At 45.6% G+C, this 16,667-nt stretch carries 21 protein-coding genes; 10 read left to right on the forward strand and 11 right to left on the reverse strand.

Going from position 1 to position 16,667, the window contains the following annotated elements:
• The first annotated feature begins 859 nt into the window (after window positions 1-859).
• Window positions 860-1,381 (forward strand): hypothetical protein, encoded by a 522-nt coding sequence (locus Q0986_RS10905; RefSeq protein WP_299409748.1) that lies wholly within the window; start codon window positions 860-862, stop codon window positions 1,379-1,381.
• Here the strand turns inward: Q0986_RS10905 and Q0986_RS10910 are convergent.
• From Q0986_RS10910 to Q0986_RS10940, 7 genes are all read right to left on the reverse strand, one after another.
• Window positions 1,365-1,727, reverse strand: coding sequence for a DUF5615 family PIN-like protein (locus tag Q0986_RS10910; RefSeq protein ID WP_299409753.1), 363 nt, complete (start codon window positions 1,725-1,727; stop codon window positions 1,365-1,367). The two genes, Q0986_RS10905 and Q0986_RS10910, sit on opposite strands and share 17 nt — an antisense overlap.
• The gene (locus tag Q0986_RS10915) at window positions 1,724-1,954 is read right to left on the reverse strand and encodes a DUF433 domain-containing protein (protein ID WP_299409757.1); all 231 of its coding nucleotides are present in this window, start codon (window positions 1,952-1,954) and stop codon (window positions 1,724-1,726) included. Before Q0986_RS10915 ends, Q0986_RS10910 begins: the two co-directional genes overlap by 4 nt.
• 103 nt (window positions 1,955-2,057) lie before the next feature.
• Window positions 2,058-3,224, reverse strand: a complete 1,167-nt coding sequence (locus Q0986_RS10920; RefSeq protein ID WP_299409761.1) for a pyridoxal phosphate-dependent aminotransferase — start codon at window positions 3,222-3,224, stop codon at window positions 2,058-2,060.
• A complete protein-coding gene (locus tag Q0986_RS10925) occupies window positions 3,224-3,889 on the reverse strand; it encodes a hypothetical protein (RefSeq protein WP_299409766.1) in 666 nt (221 codons plus the stop codon). The genes Q0986_RS10920 and Q0986_RS10925 overlap by 1 nt, the downstream gene beginning before the upstream one ends.
• Before the next feature lie 5 nt (window positions 3,890-3,894).
• Complete coding sequence (locus Q0986_RS10930) at window positions 3,895-4,650, reverse strand: M15 family metallopeptidase (RefSeq protein ID WP_299409771.1); 756 nt, start codon at window positions 4,648-4,650, stop codon at window positions 3,895-3,897.
• A 773-nt stretch (window positions 4,651-5,423) separates the two neighbouring features.
• Complete coding sequence (locus Q0986_RS10935; RefSeq protein WP_299409776.1) at window positions 5,424-5,882, reverse strand: hypothetical protein; 459 nt, start codon at window positions 5,880-5,882, stop codon at window positions 5,424-5,426.
• A 98-nt stretch (window positions 5,883-5,980) separates the two neighbouring features.
• Window positions 5,981-6,466, reverse strand: coding sequence for a CRR6 family NdhI maturation factor (locus Q0986_RS10940; protein WP_299409781.1), 486 nt, complete (start codon window positions 6,464-6,466; stop codon window positions 5,981-5,983).
• A 240-nt stretch (window positions 6,467-6,706) separates the two neighbouring features.
• Here Q0986_RS10940 and Q0986_RS10945 point away from each other — a divergent pair, with 240 nt between their 5' ends.
• The 5 genes from Q0986_RS10945 to Q0986_RS10965 all read left to right on the forward strand — a co-directional run bounded on the left by Q0986_RS10945 (window position 6,707) and on the right by Q0986_RS10965 (window position 10,384).
• The gene (locus Q0986_RS10945; protein WP_299409786.1) at window positions 6,707-7,162 is read left to right on the forward strand and encodes a Fur family transcriptional regulator; all 456 of its coding nucleotides are present in this window, start codon (window positions 6,707-6,709) and stop codon (window positions 7,160-7,162) included.
• Between the two features lie 119 nt (window positions 7,163-7,281).
• On the forward strand, window positions 7,282-8,349 hold the full coding sequence (hemE, locus tag Q0986_RS10950) for a uroporphyrinogen decarboxylase (protein ID WP_299409790.1): 1,068 nt from the start codon (window positions 7,282-7,284) through the stop codon (window positions 8,347-8,349).
• 40 nt (window positions 8,350-8,389) lie between these two features.
• The gene (locus tag Q0986_RS10955; protein ID WP_299409795.1) at window positions 8,390-8,647 is read left to right on the forward strand and encodes a hypothetical protein; all 258 of its coding nucleotides are present in this window, start codon (window positions 8,390-8,392) and stop codon (window positions 8,645-8,647) included.
• Window positions 8,648-9,321: 674 nt separating this feature from the next.
• Window positions 9,322-9,993, forward strand: a complete 672-nt coding sequence (locus Q0986_RS10960) for a hypothetical protein (RefSeq protein ID WP_299409800.1) — start codon at window positions 9,322-9,324, stop codon at window positions 9,991-9,993.
• Window positions 9,994-10,189: 196 nt separating this feature from the next.
• Window positions 10,190-10,384, forward strand: coding sequence for a VOC family protein (locus tag Q0986_RS10965; RefSeq protein WP_299409805.1), 195 nt, complete (start codon window positions 10,190-10,192; stop codon window positions 10,382-10,384).
• Between the two features lie 10 nt (window positions 10,385-10,394).
• Here Q0986_RS10965 and Q0986_RS10970 read toward each other — a convergent pair whose 3' ends face one another.
• Together Q0986_RS10970 and Q0986_RS10975 are read right to left on the reverse strand one after the other, a co-directional pair.
• Window positions 10,395-10,988: a TetR/AcrR family transcriptional regulator gene (locus Q0986_RS10970; protein ID WP_299409809.1), complete on the reverse strand. Its 594-nt coding sequence runs from the start codon at window positions 10,986-10,988 to the stop codon at window positions 10,395-10,397.
• A 6-nt stretch (window positions 10,989-10,994) separates the two neighbouring features.
• The gene (locus Q0986_RS10975; protein WP_299409813.1) at window positions 10,995-11,822 is read right to left on the reverse strand and encodes a class I SAM-dependent methyltransferase; all 828 of its coding nucleotides are present in this window, start codon (window positions 11,820-11,822) and stop codon (window positions 10,995-10,997) included.
• 76 nt (window positions 11,823-11,898) lie between these two features.
• On the opposite strand from Q0986_RS10975, the gene Q0986_RS10980 reads away from it, so the two are divergent.
• From Q0986_RS10980 to Q0986_RS10990, 3 genes are all read left to right on the forward strand, one after another.
• Window positions 11,899-13,377: an amidase gene (locus Q0986_RS10980; RefSeq protein WP_299409818.1), complete on the forward strand. Its 1,479-nt coding sequence runs from the start codon at window positions 11,899-11,901 to the stop codon at window positions 13,375-13,377.
• A 338-nt stretch (window positions 13,378-13,715) separates the two neighbouring features.
• Window positions 13,716-13,874, forward strand: coding sequence for a hypothetical protein (locus Q0986_RS10985; protein WP_299409822.1), 159 nt, complete (start codon window positions 13,716-13,718; stop codon window positions 13,872-13,874).
• A 39-nt stretch (window positions 13,875-13,913) separates the two neighbouring features.
• A complete protein-coding gene (locus Q0986_RS10990) occupies window positions 13,914-14,735 on the forward strand; it encodes a hypothetical protein (protein WP_299409826.1) in 822 nt (273 codons plus the stop codon).
• Between the two features lie 314 nt (window positions 14,736-15,049).
• On the opposite strand, the gene Q0986_RS10995 is transcribed toward Q0986_RS10990, so the two are convergent.
• Together Q0986_RS10995 and Q0986_RS11000 are read right to left on the reverse strand one after the other, a co-directional pair.
• Entirely contained in the window at window positions 15,050-15,304 is a 255-nt protein-coding gene (locus Q0986_RS10995) for a Txe/YoeB family addiction module toxin (protein ID WP_299409830.1), read from the reverse strand.
• The gene (locus Q0986_RS11000) at window positions 15,301-15,552 is read right to left on the reverse strand and encodes a type II toxin-antitoxin system prevent-host-death family antitoxin (RefSeq protein WP_366918565.1); all 252 of its coding nucleotides are present in this window, start codon (window positions 15,550-15,552) and stop codon (window positions 15,301-15,303) included. The genes Q0986_RS10995 and Q0986_RS11000 overlap by 4 nt, the downstream gene beginning before the upstream one ends.
• A 261-nt stretch (window positions 15,553-15,813) precedes the next feature.
• On the opposite strand from Q0986_RS11000, the gene Q0986_RS11005 reads away from it, so the two are divergent.
• On the forward strand, window positions 15,814-16,485 hold the full coding sequence (locus tag Q0986_RS11005; protein WP_299409833.1) for a Uma2 family endonuclease: 672 nt from the start codon (window positions 15,814-15,816) through the stop codon (window positions 16,483-16,485).
• The last annotated feature ends 182 nt before the right edge of the window (window positions 16,486-16,667 follow it).

The raw sequence follows: 16,667 nt of genomic DNA on the forward strand, positions 1-16,667 counted from the left end.
AGTCAGATTGAATCCGCTTCCTAACGATAGTCCAGTAATGACTGCGGCACTGAGAATTCCCTTTGAAAAGCATCTACGGGGGAGGAAAAGCGTGCTGTTCCTAGTGCGAGCGGGATAGGAAAATCGATTTCTGAAGGGACTCAACAGCGCTGAGCACGGTTGCTGACAACTCGATTTATGACATGATCTTCTACCACAAAAACACGAAATAGATGTTTTTTGTGGCAAAAAACTAAAATATATAAGATTTTTAGTGTGGAGGAGGCTCGTGTTGATGATTGAAGCTATGAAGGAGAATTTTCTTGCCCAGCAAAGGATTGTTTCATCAGGCATGATTGGGGAACAGACATCTTAAAGATGCCAGTAACTGTAGAGTTTAGGGAGATAGCCGCGTTGTAGCTTTAAATACAAATATTGGGATAGGATATTATTCCCTTATTGAAAATATTTGCAAAATTCTGTGTGTGAGATGAGAAAAATGCGCTCTTTTATAATATTTTCTGGAATAAAATAGCTAAATTCTTCTGCTATTTTTTATATTGGTCTAGCTTTAAGCTTTGACGAATATTTTCTAAGTAAGAGATAGCTATATTCCCTGAAGAACAGATTTATTGGGTATAGTTCTGGCCTAATTCTCCTTCAATCCCCTAAATGAGCTGATATAGCGCTTTTCTACTAAAATGTCGTAGGCTATGTGGATTGGCTGCCTTGCCAAAAGCTTCACTGGGGATGATGTTGGCCCTATGGTTCTGAATAAACAATTTAACGAAGGTCAGATTAGCGAAGGGAGCATTGACTCTTACTAAGAAATAAAATTCATATCAGCGAATTGGTTCTGGAATTCCTGCAAAGGATGGGAGTGCCAGGTGCTGATGTTGAAGGGTGGTCGATGATTGGCAGTGTGGGAGGGGTTATCCTAAAAAATGCCCCAAAATTCTCCGGTGGTTGTGCGTTTGGTTATGGGTTCAAACTGGAAGAAATGTCGTCTCTGACGGTTAAGCGAGTGGTCAAGAATATGTCTGACACAATTGAACTCTGGGTGGTCGCAGAAGCTGAAGCGGCTGTGGAACCTGGCAGTCGTGATTCTGGTTATACCGGACCGACCTTTCGTGATGGGGTAGACAGGGCAACAGAAAAACTATTGTCGATTACCCGTAAGCGAGTACCAGTAGATGTGGCCTTGCTCAGGAAACAGATGAATAACATGATGCAGGTGGTGGATGAGCAATTTATCCAATCAGAAATTCAAACGCAGATGCAGCTGGAGGAAGTGGAGCTGAAAGTTGAAATCAATGCGGAAGGACAGCTGAGTCTAGTGGGTAATGGCGGTAAGCTGGGGAATACGGGCGGAATTACCTTGAAATTCAGCCGTCCCAAGTAACCTCGGATATTTTACTGATTTCTACGATATTTTCCCCTTTTTGTAGCTGTTCTAAAGCATTTGGTAAAGCAGCCGTTAGCAATTGTCGTAAACTTCGATTTGTGACATTTCCACAGGTTAACCATATGACTTGAGGAGGTGTTCCCAAGCGATCGACTAAATCAATAAAATCGCTATCCTTCGTCATAATTACTGCATTTTTAGCCCGTGCTGCTTCAAAAATTTCAATATCTTGAGCATCTCTTAGGGATAAATCTCGCAGAGCTGCAGCTTCTACATCGTCAAAGGTCGCTGACAACCACTCAGCTAAAGAGGGTGGAAGTTGAGCATCTACCCAAATCTTCATGCGGTTAGTTGGGGAACGTCAGTCCGTCGTGCTGCAAACAGTAAACAGGCTTGGATATCTGCCATCTCCAAATCAGGAAAGTCTTCCAAAATTTCAGCAGTTGTGACATTCTCTGCCAACATTTCCAATATGTCGGAGACTCTAATCCGCATTCCTCTGATGCAAGGACGCCCCCCACACTGACCCGATACTTGGGTAATGCGAGTGAGTAGGTGAGTGGAATTCATAGGATGATTTGCAAGCTGCTGAAGGTGTTTCTATCTTAGCGAGTATTGCCTTCTAACCCATCCGTTTGACAGTGGCTATTGCAACGTTTCAGAGCATTAGGTTTTAATTGGCGCCGATTCCACTCAACCCCTTGACCAATCGGTTCAATCCTTCAGTCAGGGTCGCTTTATCCAAAGCGCCATAAGCAATCCGCAGATAACAACCCGACTCCATCCCAAAGGCGCTACCTGGAATAACCGCCACCCCATATTCCCGAATCAACTGCTCTACCAAAACTCGATCGGGTAAGTCAGAATCCACCTTGATCAATACATAAAACGCTCCCGAACTGGTAGGTGCAAACACCTTCTCAAGCGGCAGAAGTGCCTCCTGTACCAGATTTCGTTTGTCTGTCAGGGTCGCCAAATGCTGATGACAATACCTTCTCCCCACTTGCAATGCACCAACTGCTGCATACTGAGACACCACTGGTGGGCAAATCAGCAACGTATCCTGAATTTTCTGAAGTGACTCTTGCAGATGTGAAGGAATCACCATATAGCCGATTCGCCAACTGGCAAATCCATAGGCCTTCGAGAGGGTAAATATAGAAATCGTATGGGTTTGTTGGGTGTCAAAATGCCCCGGGGAAATATGCTCTACCCCGTCATAGGTGAAATACTCATAGGTTTCATCACTAATGTGATACAGGTCATGTTCCACACATAATTGATTGACCGCCTGCAAATCGTCCGCCGAATACACCGCTCCCGATGGATTATTGGGAGAAACCGTGACGATGGCTCGCGTCCGCTCCGTAATCGCCGCTTCTATTTGATCGAGCTGGAGTTGATACTGCTGATCGGTGGGGACACAGACAGGCCGACCATTGGCCAGCCGAATTGCCATCTCATGGTTGAAATAGTAGGGAGTTTGCAGAATGACCTCATCCCCTGGATCAAGGATGGCGAGGACGGCATTCATAAACGCCATATTGCCCCCCGCCGTCACCATAATTTGGTCCTGGCTGGCTAAGGGCAATTGATTTTCGGCTTCTAGCTTTTGTGCGATCGCATCCACCAACGACGGAATCCCCTGCACTGACTGATAGAGATGTACCCCTGGATTTTGGTGGAAGGTCGCCACCTGCGCTAAGGCTTCTGGGGGAGGACCATAGGACACCACTCCCTGGCCGAGGGATAGGGTGCCAGGATGCTGGCGAATCAGATCGCCAATAATGGGAATAATGGGAGCCTGAACCGCTTCAACACGGGCCGATGGCCTAGACATTAGGCTGCAACCGCGGAGTGCTGCTCCAGAATTTGGCAGCATTCCGCCACCGACTTGCGGTCAGTCATGGCCTGAACTAGGGCTTCGTAAGCATCCCAATTGGAGCGAATCATCAGTCGAGCCCGGTTCCCTGCTTGGCGCTCATGAATTTTTACATTCATATGGAGTCGGTTTAGAGTGCGTCGAAGTTGCCGCAGATCGTCTTTGCCGCCTTCTGCTTCTGAGTAGATAAACGTTTCAGCAACGCCCCCCGCCATCCAAACCGTGCAATAGCGTTCGACCTGTTCTGCAGCACTCGTCTCAGAAAAATCGACCGGGGTTTCAATACAAACGCCCCCTTGTCCGCCCCCCTGTTGCAGCGCTTCCCAGGCTGTTAGGGTATAGCCCGTAATCGGCAGGTCCAGTAAATAAGCGGTTAAAAAATGTCCGGCTTCATGGTGAATCACCCGCTGGCGATATTGGGGAGACAACCGGGCAAACCCATCTAAGAACAGCGTCATGCCTTTGCCTTGAAACCCAAAGGTGTCAGCCACCACTAACGCCAGAATCATAGCGGCTAAGGCAAAGGGAATTTCTGGGGCGATGTTTAGTATGGGACCCACCAGAATCGAACCGCTAAGCAGGGCAACGAAAAGTGCGATCGCATTGAGAGGGGTTTGATTCATCAGGATTAGGATTTCAAGTTGCGGGCATTGTAGAACGTCTCCAAGCTGTCGCTGTCACCGACATAGCGCCAATGCCAGGGTTCATAACTCACCCCTTGGACGTTCCCTTTTGGGAAGGATAACTCAAAGCTATAGCGGGGTGCATTTTTTTGCAGCCACTTGAAGGCCCGAGTCTGCTCAAAGTCCACACTCAAATGGGTCGCTGATTGAGTGGCATCGCCGATATCCATGGCATAGCCCGTGTGATGTTCGCTCCGTCCAGGAGGCGCACTGACTTTGGCCCGCTGCTGTGCCCCTTGAGCCCGCTCTTCCTTCACCTTAAAGAACAAATGATTTTGATCATCTACCGTGCGGAATCCAGACAGTGGCAATAATTGGATGCCATCCTGCTCGGCTGCCTTAGACATTTTTTGGTAGGCTTGAGCCGCAGCATTTCGGAGTCGAATTCGGCCATCTGCAGTAATCGATTGCAACTCAGTCTCAGGAGCCACTTTGTAGGCAAAATGTCCTAGGGTGGTATCCGGTGAAGCTTGAGTATCGGTATTGGACGCGTCCGCAGAGGTGTTATTCGGCAATGCCTCAGTTTCGGCTTTGCTTTGGGACGGCTGGGTCTTAAAAACGCCCATGGCCAACAAGGCGCCAGAGACCAGCGCTAAAAGTCCGATTCCACCGCCGATGCCGATCAGAAGGGTGGAGTTGGAGCGAGCGGGTGAAGTGGCAGGAACTCTCTGCCGATTGGCTTCTGGGATATCGTCGTACATATAAACTCAAGCAGGGGCGTAAGTACTTTAATAGTATTTCCAAAGGGACTCATCTATACCGAACGGACTCCATACAATCTGAGATCGCCCCCTGGAGATCCGTCTAGATCTTCTTATCATAAAGTCCTTCAACCCCATCCTGCTAATTCAGTAATTGGCTCAAAGTTCTCTAGCAGTGAGTGTAAATTAAATTCCCTAGGGTCATGGAATCGCTAGAGGATGTCGAAGCCAAAGCCTCCCAAAAACGTAATCGTGAGAAGCATAGGTAAGAAAATGACTAATATCTCCACCCAACCTGGATAGATCCTTGTTTCAGCTTTGCGACTGATTGTTGTTACGACATTGCCAAAGGTAATGCCCAACGATAACCAGTAAATTATAGCTAGAGGCACTAAAACTGTAAAAAGCACTAATTTTTGAAAGATATGCCAGGGAATTTCGCTAGATGCGCTGATATGAATAACATACTCAGTGTATGAGCCAGGTTTATGGTAAAGGGCTGTAAGCAGAGAAATCGAGGCATAAAGGATACTGATACAAACTCGAAAGAGCCGTATTCTTCGATTCAGCTCAATTAACTCTTTCTTTGATAGATAATTGATTGCGCACTCTATCGTATTGGCAACTGGCTCAAGAGCTGTATCGTCACTTTTTTTCTCATCTACCAACTATCTTTACCTTATTGATTTTGTGGAAGTAATTTTTTCCCCAACAAAGTTCTTTTCATAACCGTTTAACCTCATATCTGTGAACTGTATCAGCACATGGAAGCACTAGCGGATGTCGAAGCCAAAGGTTGCCCAAAAAACACAAGTAAGAGTGAACGGTAGTAAAACGATTAAGAATTCCACCCAAAACGGATAAACCTCAGCTTGAACTTTGCGACTGATTGTTGTTGACAAACTGATAGAAGAAATAGCCCGTGATAAAAAGTAAATGATAGATATAGGCATTAATACAGCAAAAAGAACGAATATTTGGTAAAGATGCCAGCTTGTCTCGCTAGATGTGCTGATATAAATAATATTATCCGTGATAGATGAGTCAGATTCACCATAGAGGGTTGAGTAAATCATCACAGTCGAGGCAAAAAGGATACTCATACAAACTCGAAAGAGCCGTATTCTTCGATTGAGCCCAATTAACTCTTTTTCTGATAGATGATTGATTGCGTACTCTATTACCTTTGCAACGGGTTCAAGGACTGTCTCGTCACTCTGTTTCTCATCCACCAACTATATACCCCACCGATGTGTTCCGAAGGCGTGCTCGCGATAGATATTGATGCCTAAAATATAGCAAATGAGTTTGTGCTAGATAGGACTATCTTTTAGTCAGGATGTGCTTGAATCAGGTCAAAAATACTGTTGTCTAGCTCATAGCCAAACATTTCCGCCATCTGGATCACTTTGACATTACTGTTATTCCCCAAGGCGCGCAGCCAGCGGGTGATCACAAAGACCTTGTGCATGATCAAAATATCCAAGGCTTGGGGATTGAAGAGAATGCCTTCTCGTTCACTGAATTGGTGGGGCACCAGCATGGCAACATAGCGGACCAGTTCTCCCGATCGCCAATCCAGCAGTAATGGTAACCAAGGATAGAGACTGTCTAGGCGAATAAACCACAAGCGCACTTCTGGGATCTCAGACCATTCTTGTTGGGCAACAGGGGGTTGGGGATAGTCGATTTGAAAGGTGAGTGCTTGCTCATGGGCCAAAATATCATCGGCAAGCCAAGTCTCCAAGAGGGGACGAATGGGGGATAAGTCTAAGCGGTCAATATGGGAGGCGTTGAGGACAATTGTTTCAGTCATAATCGGGAGCAACTTGGAAGGGCGGGAACGGCAATAAAGCGGAATCGGTTCGGGTTTAGGTATGATAGGTAGAGAATAGCAATGCAGCTCAGTCCTGCTTGCGCTATTGAGCTGAGGTTGAGTATGACGGGTTGTCAAACGTAGATGATATTCAACTCTGTCTTAACGATTTGAATTCAAATTAGGTTTTCCTTGACCCATTAAAGCTCGAAATCGTTGTTTAGTGTTGGGGTGTAACGCGTGTCTGATGTTGAGCCTGAGACCACCGCCAAACCAATCACTTCCTTAGAAGATGCCATTGACCAATGCCAATCCTTGGGCATGCGTCTAAGTCGGCAACGGCGATCTATTTTGGAGCTGCTTTGGCAAGTGGAAGAACATCTATCGGCCCGACAAATCTATGATCGGCTCAATCAGGCGGGGAAAGACATTGGCCATACCTCGGTTTACCAGAATTTGGAGGCGCTCTCTCAACAGGGGATTATTGAATGTGTGGAGCGATCGGATGGGCGCTTATACGGCAATTTAAGCCATTCCCACAGTCACATGAATTGCTTAGACACCGATCAAATCATTGACATTCAGGTTGAATTACCATCGGAACTGATTGCTCAAATTGAAGCGCAGGTGGGTGTAACCATTTCGGATTACCGGGTTGACTTTTTTGGTTACCGCCACTCAAATCCAAAAATGTAGCCAATTAATCCTAAACTAGATCCAGCAAGCAGGTTGAAACGGTATGCACTGCTTTCGGATTGAGTGGTGGATGTAATTCGCCCCCTTATCTTTGACCAAGTTAGGAGTAAAACGTACAGATGGCTGGATCTACCCAAGATGTCCCACGTCTTTTGCGGGCTGCCCGTGGGGAAGTGCTGGATCGCCCCCCGGTATGGATGATGCGACAGGCGGGTCGATATATGAAGGCCTATCGAGATTTACGGGAAAAGTATCCTTCTTTTCGAGAGCGCTCCGAGATTCCTGAAGTGGCAATTGAGATTTCCCTACAGCCCTGGCGTGCTTTTCAGCCGGACGGTGTGATTCTCTTCTCAGATATCGTCACCCCATTACCGGGCATTGGCATCAAGATGGATATTGCCGAAGGTAAGGGACCGATTATTGAAGAGCCGATTCGAACTCTGGAACAGGTCAATGATCTCCATGCTTTGGAACCGGAGGAGTCCCTACCGTTTATTCGCCAAATTTTAACGGCCCTGCGCCAAGAAGTGGGTAATCAATCGACGGTGTTAGGGTTTGTGGGTGCTCCCTGGACCTTAGCCGCCTACGCCATTGAGGGGAAAGGCTCTAAGCATTACTCCATTATTAAGGGCATGGCCTTTGATGATCCGTCTATTCTGCATGCCTTTTTGGAGAAGATCGCCGATGCGATCGCAACCTATATGCGCTACCAAATTGATTGCGGTGCTCAGGTGGTGCAAATGTTCGACTCTTGGGCGGGTCAACTCAGTCCCATCGACTTTGAAGCCTTTGCCCTTCCTTACCAGCAGCGAGTCTTTCGTCAGGTAAAGGAAAGCCATCCAGATACGCCACTGATTCTTTTGGCGAGCGGTAGTGCTGGCTTGCTAGAGCGGATGGCCCAGTCTGGTGCCGATATTATCAGTGTGGATTGGACGGTCGATATGGCCGATGCCCGCAAGCGTTTAGGGCCAAATATGAACGTGCAGGGGAATATGGATCCGGGTGTGCTGTTTGGGTCGAAGGATTTTATTCGCGATCGCATCCTAGACACGATTCGCAAGGCCGGCAACAAAGGTCACATTATGAACCTCGGTCATGGCATTCTGCCCACCACGCCAGAGGAAAATGCCGCCTTTTTCTTCGAAACCGTTAAGCAAGCAGATCAACTGTTAGCCGTACCCGCTTAGCCATTTATATCGTTCGAGGCATTGCTACCTCTATCACCGGATGGATTTATCATCCGGTGAGTTGCGCTTGAGTGAACCCCGATGTGTGATTGCTCAAAGGCTTGCCGATGAATGCCAAGTCACCTTAAGTTCGGGGTATCTCAGAGAAATGCTCGCAAAAAGTGGCGCTATCCATCAAGTCGATCTAGAAATGTTGCGATGGGCTGCTACTTCCGGAAGGATTGACTTATATTTTCTGGATGAAGCTGACTTTTGTTTATGGATGTCTGCTGAATACAGCTACTTTTTCCGAAGGTAACAAAAGTGGCTCGAACAGTAGAATCGGACTTCCCCCCTTCCAAACACTGATATAAATTTCTGCCTAAAGAGTGTTGTTTAAAAGACGGTATATTAACGTTTTTACCTGTTTTTAATCATGCTCCAAATAGGTCTATTATCCTCTAGCTAAATATTGAAGAAGCCTAGCTTAGATCATCTACCTGAAATATCTTCAGGAAATGAATTAAAGAAAAATATCTGTCACCTTAAGCATACCTCAGGAAATTTTAGATATAACTAGCTTAAAATCTCTATATAGCAAGAGCTATAACTTAAAGAGCATAAATTGATGAAACTATTGAATTCCTTAGTGTTATGGACATAGCTAAGGATTTTATTTTCTGCAAAAGGTTGAGATATTTTTTTTGCTGGCACGTTTAAAAAGCTAATATTAAGAATGTTTTTTTATAAGAGAAGAGTTATAAAATGTAATTTGCTGGCTAATACTATTTACTTGCATAGTGCTGTTAATTAAACTGCAAAAATAGAATATTTTTTGATTTAAAAATAGGTTCTTTGATGGATAAACTCACATCAACGTATAATCCTGGCTTGCAAAAATTTTTATCTATTTGATTTATTTTCCCCTGAGAACGCTAGCTAAATTTTTCTAGTTAATGATGATGCCTCAATTCTCCAAAAGGAATACCTCCGATGACCTTTGACACTCAAACTCCTATCACTCCCATTAATCAGGTTAAGAAGGAACCCGCTTTTATTAATCTGGGTAATTTTCTATTCATACCTGCGGGACTCCTGTTGATATTTTCTTATGGACTACATCCTGAAAAACCCTTCACCCTTGAGGTCGTGTCGAGTCCTTTCTGGGTCATGATTCATGGTGCCTTTTTACTATCTCTGCTCTGTGGGATATTTAGTGTTTTCTCAGCATTGGCTCGATATTTAGGCAACCCCACTAGCAGTGCTCTTGGCGTTTTTGGTGCTTGCCTTGGTGTTGTTGGTTTATTTTTGACTGGTGGGCTGGACTATGCAGAAACGTTTATTTTTCCAACACTGGTGATAGACTTTCCTGCTGTGCTTGAAAAGTATGGTGCAGGCAACACTATGCCTTCGGCTGCCTTCGCGTTGCCAGCTGTTGGACTATTGACCATTCTCGGCTACATAATTTTGAGCTTTGAACTGTATCGCACTCGTTGCATTCCAGCTTGGGTTGGAAGATTGACGATTGTGGGAGCGCTTATTTTTGGTGTGGGACTCAGTGGTTTTGGCTTGATCTTCTTTGCAAAAGCCGGAGCTGTTATCTTCGGTCTGGGATTGATAAGCTTAGGGTGGGGGCTGCTCTCTCGACGGCCTGCCGCAACATAACTATACGCGGTACTGCACTGCCAATTGCCATCCAAAGTATTCAACCATCGTCACTAATTAGCGATTGACTTACACCTGATTCCTTCTTACGGTCATTCCACTGCGGTAGAGGCCCCTTATATTTATCGTTTCAGTATCGAGAGACAGTGTTCGTCTCTTTCTATGTCAAGGGGCTCAGGGTTCGCCTGGGGTATGGATGTCAATCTTTGTTGATGATGTCAATGCTCTGTACGAAATATATAAAGATAGGGCGATCAATATTCGACAAGTACCCACCAATTTTGCTTGGGGGATAAGAGAAATGAATATCGCAGATCCTGATGGACATCGCTTGCGGATTGGAACGGCCACAGATGCATCGAGTGATGGTACCCCTTTATGTGAAGACTAATGGTGAGAGCTTACTCACTGTTCTTAGAAATCGTTGCGATCGCACTTAGCAATCCCGCTAACATCACTTCATAACTCTCGTCTGGAGAGCGCTCTATCGTCATCAATCCCGCTTGTTCAATGGCAATAAAACCATAAATTGCGGCATTCACCATACGCATCACATCAATCAGTTGAGTGTCCGTAAGGGTATAGTCACTAAGGGCTTGGCGCAGAAAGGCCAAAAGCTTGTGGATGATCACGGAGGGTTCTGGATCCTGAGGTTGCAGTTGAACTTGCATCATCACTTGATACCGACCAGGGTAGGTTTTGGCAAAGTTGCGGGTAAAGTGCCCGAGCTGCTTCAATAAATCCGTTGTTATGGGGCGATCAGCCAGCGTCTGTTGGCATTCGGTCAGATATCGTTCCCAGAGGGTGATGGCGGTAGCCCGCTGTAAGGCGGCACCATTCTCTAGATGCTTGTAAATCGCCGGGGGTTTAATGCCCAATCGACGGGCCACGCGACTGACCCCGAGGGCTGCTGCACCGTCTTGGTCAATACCGGCAATAGCTGCTGCAATCACGTCTTGGCGAGACAGGGAATGTTCTTTCTTCGGTCGTCCCATAACGTGTTAACAGGGTTGGACAATATGAAAGGCTGAAATGTAGGACAGCGCCACCGTATCACCGCTGCTTTCTAAGCTCTGACGCAACCCCTGGAATAAGTTCTGTCGTTGCTGAGCCTCTAGTTTCAAATAGGGCGAATAGGTAGTGAGCAACAGCAGGTACTGATCGATGGAATAGCTGACGTTAACGACTTGCCATCCAGCCTCAAGCGCCCTGAAGTGACCCGACTCAACGACCATCTGTCCTAAATCCTTCAGGATCGCGATTTGCGTTGCCTGGTTTTCGTAGGCGCGGTTGAGGGTGGGAGCATATCGTTTATACAGGGGGGAAAGCTGGGAGAAGATGTCGGCTGAGGGCTGAAGTTCTTTATTCCACAGCAAAATCAGATGTCCCTTTGGCCGTAACGCTGCCGCCGCTTTGGGATAACCGATGTCGGGGGTTACCCAATGAAACGAGCTGGCTGCCAGTATCGCATCAAATGGTTCTGGTTCCGGCGTCCATTCTTCAAATAAGCAAGGGTGTAGCGCCACATTGGTGTAAGGCTGACAAGTCTGTTGAGCTAACCGAAAAAAGTCTGGGTTGGGCTCTATACCCGTAATGGAGCAGCCAATTTGGGCAAAGGCAGGGGTTGCGATCGCAGGTCCACAACCAATTTCTAACAGCCTGGATGACGATGAAAGCTGGGCAATCTCCATTACCTGATCTAGTAAGGCTTGGGGATATCGCGGTCTGACCTGCTGATATGCTTTTGCGGCAGGTGAGTACCAGTGTCTGCGAGTGTCCCGATCTTGCCCGTAACAATCGTTGAGCAATCGTTGCTGTAGATCTGCCATAATCACAATTAGTTAATAGTGTTAACTAAATATCCATCGGATTGACGGTATCAACCCGTGCGGAGATCTTATCCCCATGCGTGACTTAGTTTTCTTACCTGCCCATCAATTGGCTCGATTGATTCGTGAAGGCACGGTTTCGGCGACTGAGATGGTGGAAGCATATTTGGCTCAAATTGCTAGACATAACCCTCATCTGAATGCCATTTGCACCCTGGATCAAGAAAGTGCCCGCGCTCAAGCAAAACAGGCCGATCAGTCCCTCGCCAACGGTGAATACTGGGGACCACTCCATGGGGTTCCTATTACGATCAAAGATATTTTTGAAACGGCTGGGTTGCGAACCACCGCAGGGTATATTCCCCTCAAAGATTATGTTCCCTCTCAAGATGCCACCGTTGTGTCTAGACTGCGAGCGGCAGGGGCCATCCTACTAGGCAAAACCAATCTGGCCGAACTGGCGGCAGATTACCAAAGTACGAATTCCCTTTTCCCTCAGGTGAATAATCCTTGGAACCTGGACTATACGGCTGGGGGGAGTTCAGGCGGGAGTGCAGCAGCAGTGGCGGCGGGACTGTCAGCCCTGGACATTGGCAATGATTTTGCCGGGTCAGTTCGTCAGCCTGCCCATTTTTGTGGGGTTTATGGGTTAAAGCCGACGGATCGCCGGATATCTACGGCGGGTGCCATTCCTGAAGTCCCTGGGATGCCCTATTGTCTAAGGCAAATGATGACGATCGGCTGTTTTGGCCGCTCCTTAGCAGATATTCGCCTCTGCTTCTCCCTGATTGCCGGGGCAGATCCTCGCCGTCTGGACGTTCCGCCTATTCCCCTGGATCAGCCCCCCGTTCAGTCTAAGCAGGCGTTGCAGCTGGCCTGGATAGATGAGTGGTCAGAAATTCCAGTTGATCCAGAGATTAAAGGGATGATGCATGCGATCACACAACAAATCACGCAAGCTGGCATGTCGCTGGAACAGTGGCGACCTCCAGCGTTTGATCTGTCGCACATCTGGACCCTCTATGGCCGCATGGCCGCTTATGTGAATAACTATGCTCAACCCAAAGATTGGTATACGATTCGCCGTAGTTTGACACTACTTTTTCGCACCGCCACTCAAGGCGAGAAACCTCTGCGAGAGTTGGGGAATTTCAGTCGCTTTTTACCGGAATTGCTTAACCCTAGCTTAAAGGGCTATTTCGAAACGCTGACCGAACGAGAGCAGTTTACCGCTCAAATGGATCAAGCCTTGGAACCGTGGGATGCTTGGCTAATGCCTGTTGCCGCCACGCCTGCGTTCCCCCATTGTCCTGCCTGGAGTGCGATTGAGGTAGCCGGACGATCTTATCCCCATAGCATTGCCAATGGCGCTTATACCATCCCCTTCAATTTGAGTGGCCATCCTGCTGTAGTGATTCCAGTGGGGCAAACTCAGCGTGGTTTGCCGATTGGTCTCCAAATTATAGGTAAGAGATGGCGAGAGATGGAACTATTTGCGATCTCAAAAGAAATTGACCAAATGGTTGGAGCATTTCTAACCCCTATAGGCTATTGAGGACTAAAAAATACTTATCTGGCAAACGTAAATGACGAGAATCTGTTTAAGGTACGCTCTGGTTACTTCATGCAAGTTCTAGGGGCAGATTCAGGATAACTTTATAAATTATTTAGAGTACTGTAATTAGTAAAAAAATGTCTAGGGATAATTAGGATGTCTTTCTTCTCGGATAATCCTGGAATTGATACCAAATTGCGTCAAAAAATCATTAGATCTGGGAATACTAGTAGTTAGATATGTATTTAGCTACATAGGGATGCTTGATGGGTTTTACCTAATATCTCTAGCTTCAGGCTTCTAAATGGTTTGTTCTAAAAAAAGGTAAATATAAAAATATGTCTTCTTCTATAAATTCTAAAACTATTTCTTCTGCCATTAAAGTTGGTGTTACCTCCTCAAAAGTGGTTGACGCCGTTGCTCCTATCATATCAGAAGCCCTAATCGAGGAAATGGAGCATAAGCAAAAATCAAATAAATCGAAGAAAGGTGAATAGGGATAGATAAACAGATCTCTGAAGAAAAAAGGTAGGGTAATGTCAAAATCTCAATATTTAAGTCCAAATCCTTCAAAAGTTTTATATCTTTTAGCGGAGATTCAGAAACATTTGCATAACGGAACTATCCGTCATGAGTTAAGCCAAATTGTTCGACACACCAGAGATAAAGAAATATTGGATGTATGCAGGAGGGCTGCTAAATGTTTGGATATACATATTGATGCTAGATTTCATAAGCTAGATGAGGAGCAGCATATCTACTCTCTAAGAACTCTCGTCAAGCATATGAAATGGGCAAAGGAGAAGTTTGATGAAGTTGTTAAATTAGTGCCAAATTGCAATCCTAAATGGGTGGAATCTCCATTTAGAGCTACTGAAAAACAGCTACTATCCCTTTCTGATTATCTCACTCGTCTTGATAAAGTTCCAGACACTACTGACATGAATGGCAAAGTGATTAAAGTAGGTGATTTAGTAGCAATATCTTGTAAAGATGAGAAAGATAGAAATTACGATCACTATGGTGTGGTTATCCCAAGCGCAAAGGGTTTCAGAGTTGCTCATTTTTTTACGGGATCAACCATTAGACCACAAAATAGCCTTGTAGAAAAAGGTTTTGGATACGTTCATGAAACATCCTATGAGCCACAATGGATAGTCAAGGAGCATCATCCTGAAACTATTCCCTATAGCCAGGTTGAGAAAAGAATTAAGAAGTCTCGAAATACAGAAACACGAGTATGGAACAAGCTATCATACAACTGTGAACACTGGGCCAGAGAGATGTTCTGTGGACAACCGAGCTGTACTCAGCTAGATAAGTGGAGAAAAAGAGATACTGAAACAGGCGAAGATTGAAGTTATCCGTTAGAAACGGGTAAGTTTTCTGTTTTCTGCTTTTCCTGACTTTGAATGTGTCATATTTGCAATTAATATGCAGATTTTGTTATCTAAATCCTAAGAAGAGTTATTGAGGTTGTTTACGTACTACTTCAACATAAATTTTCAAGCATTATCCCTATCCCCAAGGTCAATAATCCGAACGCAAGCATTGATTTCTACATTAATATTCTCGGCTTTCAGAAAGATTGGGAATGGAGAGACCTGCCGACCAGCCTGTCTCTTTCTATATCAAAGATCTTAGGGCCGGTCTGGAGCATGGATGTCAATCTTTAGTAGTGATAGCGAAGTTGGGCAATCATTAGCAAGTCATTGTCAACCTTGTAAATGATTCGATGTTCATCCGTTATGCGTCTAGACCAATAGCCTGATAAGTTGTGCTTTAAGGGTTCCGGCTTACCAACACCTTCAAACGGCTGACGCTGAATCTCCTTGATTAGGTTATTAATGCGTTTCAACATTTTGGGATTTTTACGTTGCCAGTACAAATAATCATCCCAGGCATTTTCAGAGAAAACTAGCTTCATTCAATCAACTCTTTTTCGATCCCTTTGCCTGATTCAAGCTCTGCAATTGATTCAAGCAAGCGTTGGAGATTCTTAGGACTTCGAAGTAGATAAGCCGTTTCCTCTAGAGCCTTATAGTCTTCTAACGACAGAATAACGATAGGTCGTGCATTGCTTCGTGTCACTGTCACAGGCTCATGATCATCACAGACCTGATCCATCGTTTTTGCCAAGTTTTTGCGAAGCGCTGTATACGTCATTGTGTCCATAGCTTGAAACTAAAACTGTACATGTACTTTAAATTGTACAGCTTCAAAATCGATCTAGCTGGCTTTTTGATTGGAGAGGTAAAGGAAAACACCAACTATCTCAAAATCGACATCCTAAATGTCGACTTCGAAAATCTTCTGAGTGTTATGTTGTAATCGATGAGGGCGTCTGAAGATGCTATGGAACGTGAGATAAGACGTGCTGACAAACTCCCTGCATCGGCTTATCCTCGAAACATCCCACCAATCAGGAGCTTGATTGTGGTTCAAACTGAATTGCCACCCACTGATGGGGTAATCCCCACCCCTACCGCTGAGCAGCGTTTAACCCTCCATAGCGTGAGTTGGGAGACCTATGAGAAAATTTTGGAGGCGTTTGGCGAACATCGGGCTGCCCACATCACTTATGACGAAGGAATTTTAGAATTTATGGTTCCTTTGGAAGCCCATGAAAATCCCAGCGACATTATTGGAGATTTTGTCAAGGCTGTGACTAGTGAAAGTGGTTTTAACATCAAAAGTATGGCCTCTACGACCCTTCGTCGGCAGGATTTAGCCAAAGGAGCTGAACCTGATCGCTGCTACTACATCCAAAATGAAGCGTTAGTACGGGGACGAACCGTTGATCTGGAAAAAGATCCTCCCCCTGATCTAGTGATTGAGGTTGATATCACCCATACAGATATTGATAAAAATAGCCTCTATGCAGTGATGGGAGTCCCAGAGTTCTGGCGCTACAATGGCAAAACGCTCAGCATTTTTCAACTTATTCAGCGTCAATATCAAGAAGTTGAGGTCAGCCCCACTTTCCCTTGGGTTCCTAAAGCGATTTTTTATCGATATTTGGAACAGTGTAAACAGGATGGGGAGATACCAGCCCTAAATGATTTGAGGAGCTGGCTCCAGGCCCATAAGTCCAACGAAGAAAAATAATCCGATGCTCTCGCTAAGCCATCACCAAATTTCAAGTTTGATATGGTGGCACTCTTTTTAAATCTTGTAACCCAAGAGACCAAAACATTCGGTATGATTCTGAGAACGGCGTAGAGCGGCTGAACCGAAATAAGCCAGCTATACTCCTAATATAGGGATCTTTACGATTGTTGTTTATCATT

Source organism: Acaryochloris sp. IP29b_bin.148, from assembly GCF_028285565.1.
Taxonomy (GTDB): domain Bacteria; phylum Cyanobacteriota; class Cyanobacteriia; order Thermosynechococcales; family Thermosynechococcaceae; genus Acaryochloris.

What these genes read in the sequence shown, in the direction of transcription:
- Q0986_RS10910 (WP_299409753.1), bottom strand. Translation starts at nt 1,727, where the DNA reads ATGAAGATTTGGGTAGATGCTCAACTTCCACCCTCTTTAGCTGAGTGG.
- Q0986_RS10915 (WP_299409757.1), bottom strand. Translation starts at nt 1,954, where the DNA reads ATGAATTCCACTCACCTACTCACTCGCATTACCCAAGTATCGGGTCAG.
- Q0986_RS10920 (WP_299409761.1), bottom strand. Translation starts at nt 3,224, where the DNA reads ATGTCTAGGCCATCGGCCCGTGTTGAAGCGGTTCAGGCTCCCATTATT.
- Q0986_RS10925 (WP_299409766.1), bottom strand. Translation starts at nt 3,889, where the DNA reads ATGAATCAAACCCCTCTCAATGCGATCGCACTTTTCGTTGCCCTGCTT.
- Q0986_RS10930 (WP_299409771.1), bottom strand. Translation starts at nt 4,650, where the DNA reads ATGTACGACGATATCCCAGAAGCCAATCGGCAGAGAGTTCCTGCCACT.
- Q0986_RS10940 (WP_299409781.1), bottom strand. Translation starts at nt 6,466, where the DNA reads ATGACTGAAACAATTGTCCTCAACGCCTCCCATATTGACCGCTTAGAC.
- hemE (WP_299409790.1), top strand. Translation starts at nt 7,282, where the DNA reads ATGGCTGGATCTACCCAAGATGTCCCACGTCTTTTGCGGGCTGCCCGT.
- Q0986_RS10955 (WP_299409795.1), top strand. Translation starts at nt 8,390, where the DNA reads ATGGATTTATCATCCGGTGAGTTGCGCTTGAGTGAACCCCGATGTGTG.
- Q0986_RS10960 (WP_299409800.1), top strand. Translation starts at nt 9,322, where the DNA reads ATGACCTTTGACACTCAAACTCCTATCACTCCCATTAATCAGGTTAAG.
- Q0986_RS10965 (WP_299409805.1), top strand. Translation starts at nt 10,190, where the DNA reads ATGTCAATCTTTGTTGATGATGTCAATGCTCTGTACGAAATATATAAA.
- Q0986_RS10970 (WP_299409809.1), bottom strand. Translation starts at nt 10,988, where the DNA reads ATGGGACGACCGAAGAAAGAACATTCCCTGTCTCGCCAAGACGTGATT.
- Q0986_RS10975 (WP_299409813.1), bottom strand. Translation starts at nt 11,822, where the DNA reads ATGGCAGATCTACAGCAACGATTGCTCAACGATTGTTACGGGCAAGAT.
- Q0986_RS10980 (WP_299409818.1), top strand. Translation starts at nt 11,899, where the DNA reads ATGCGTGACTTAGTTTTCTTACCTGCCCATCAATTGGCTCGATTGATT.
- Q0986_RS10985 (WP_299409822.1), top strand. Translation starts at nt 13,716, where the DNA reads ATGTCTTCTTCTATAAATTCTAAAACTATTTCTTCTGCCATTAAAGTT.
- Q0986_RS10990 (WP_299409826.1), top strand. Translation starts at nt 13,914, where the DNA reads ATGTCAAAATCTCAATATTTAAGTCCAAATCCTTCAAAAGTTTTATAT.
- Q0986_RS10995 (WP_299409830.1), bottom strand. Translation starts at nt 15,304, where the DNA reads ATGAAGCTAGTTTTCTCTGAAAATGCCTGGGATGATTATTTGTACTGG.
- Q0986_RS11000 (WP_366918565.1), bottom strand. Translation starts at nt 15,552, where the DNA reads ATGGACACAATGACGTATACAGCGCTTCGCAAAAACTTGGCAAAAACG.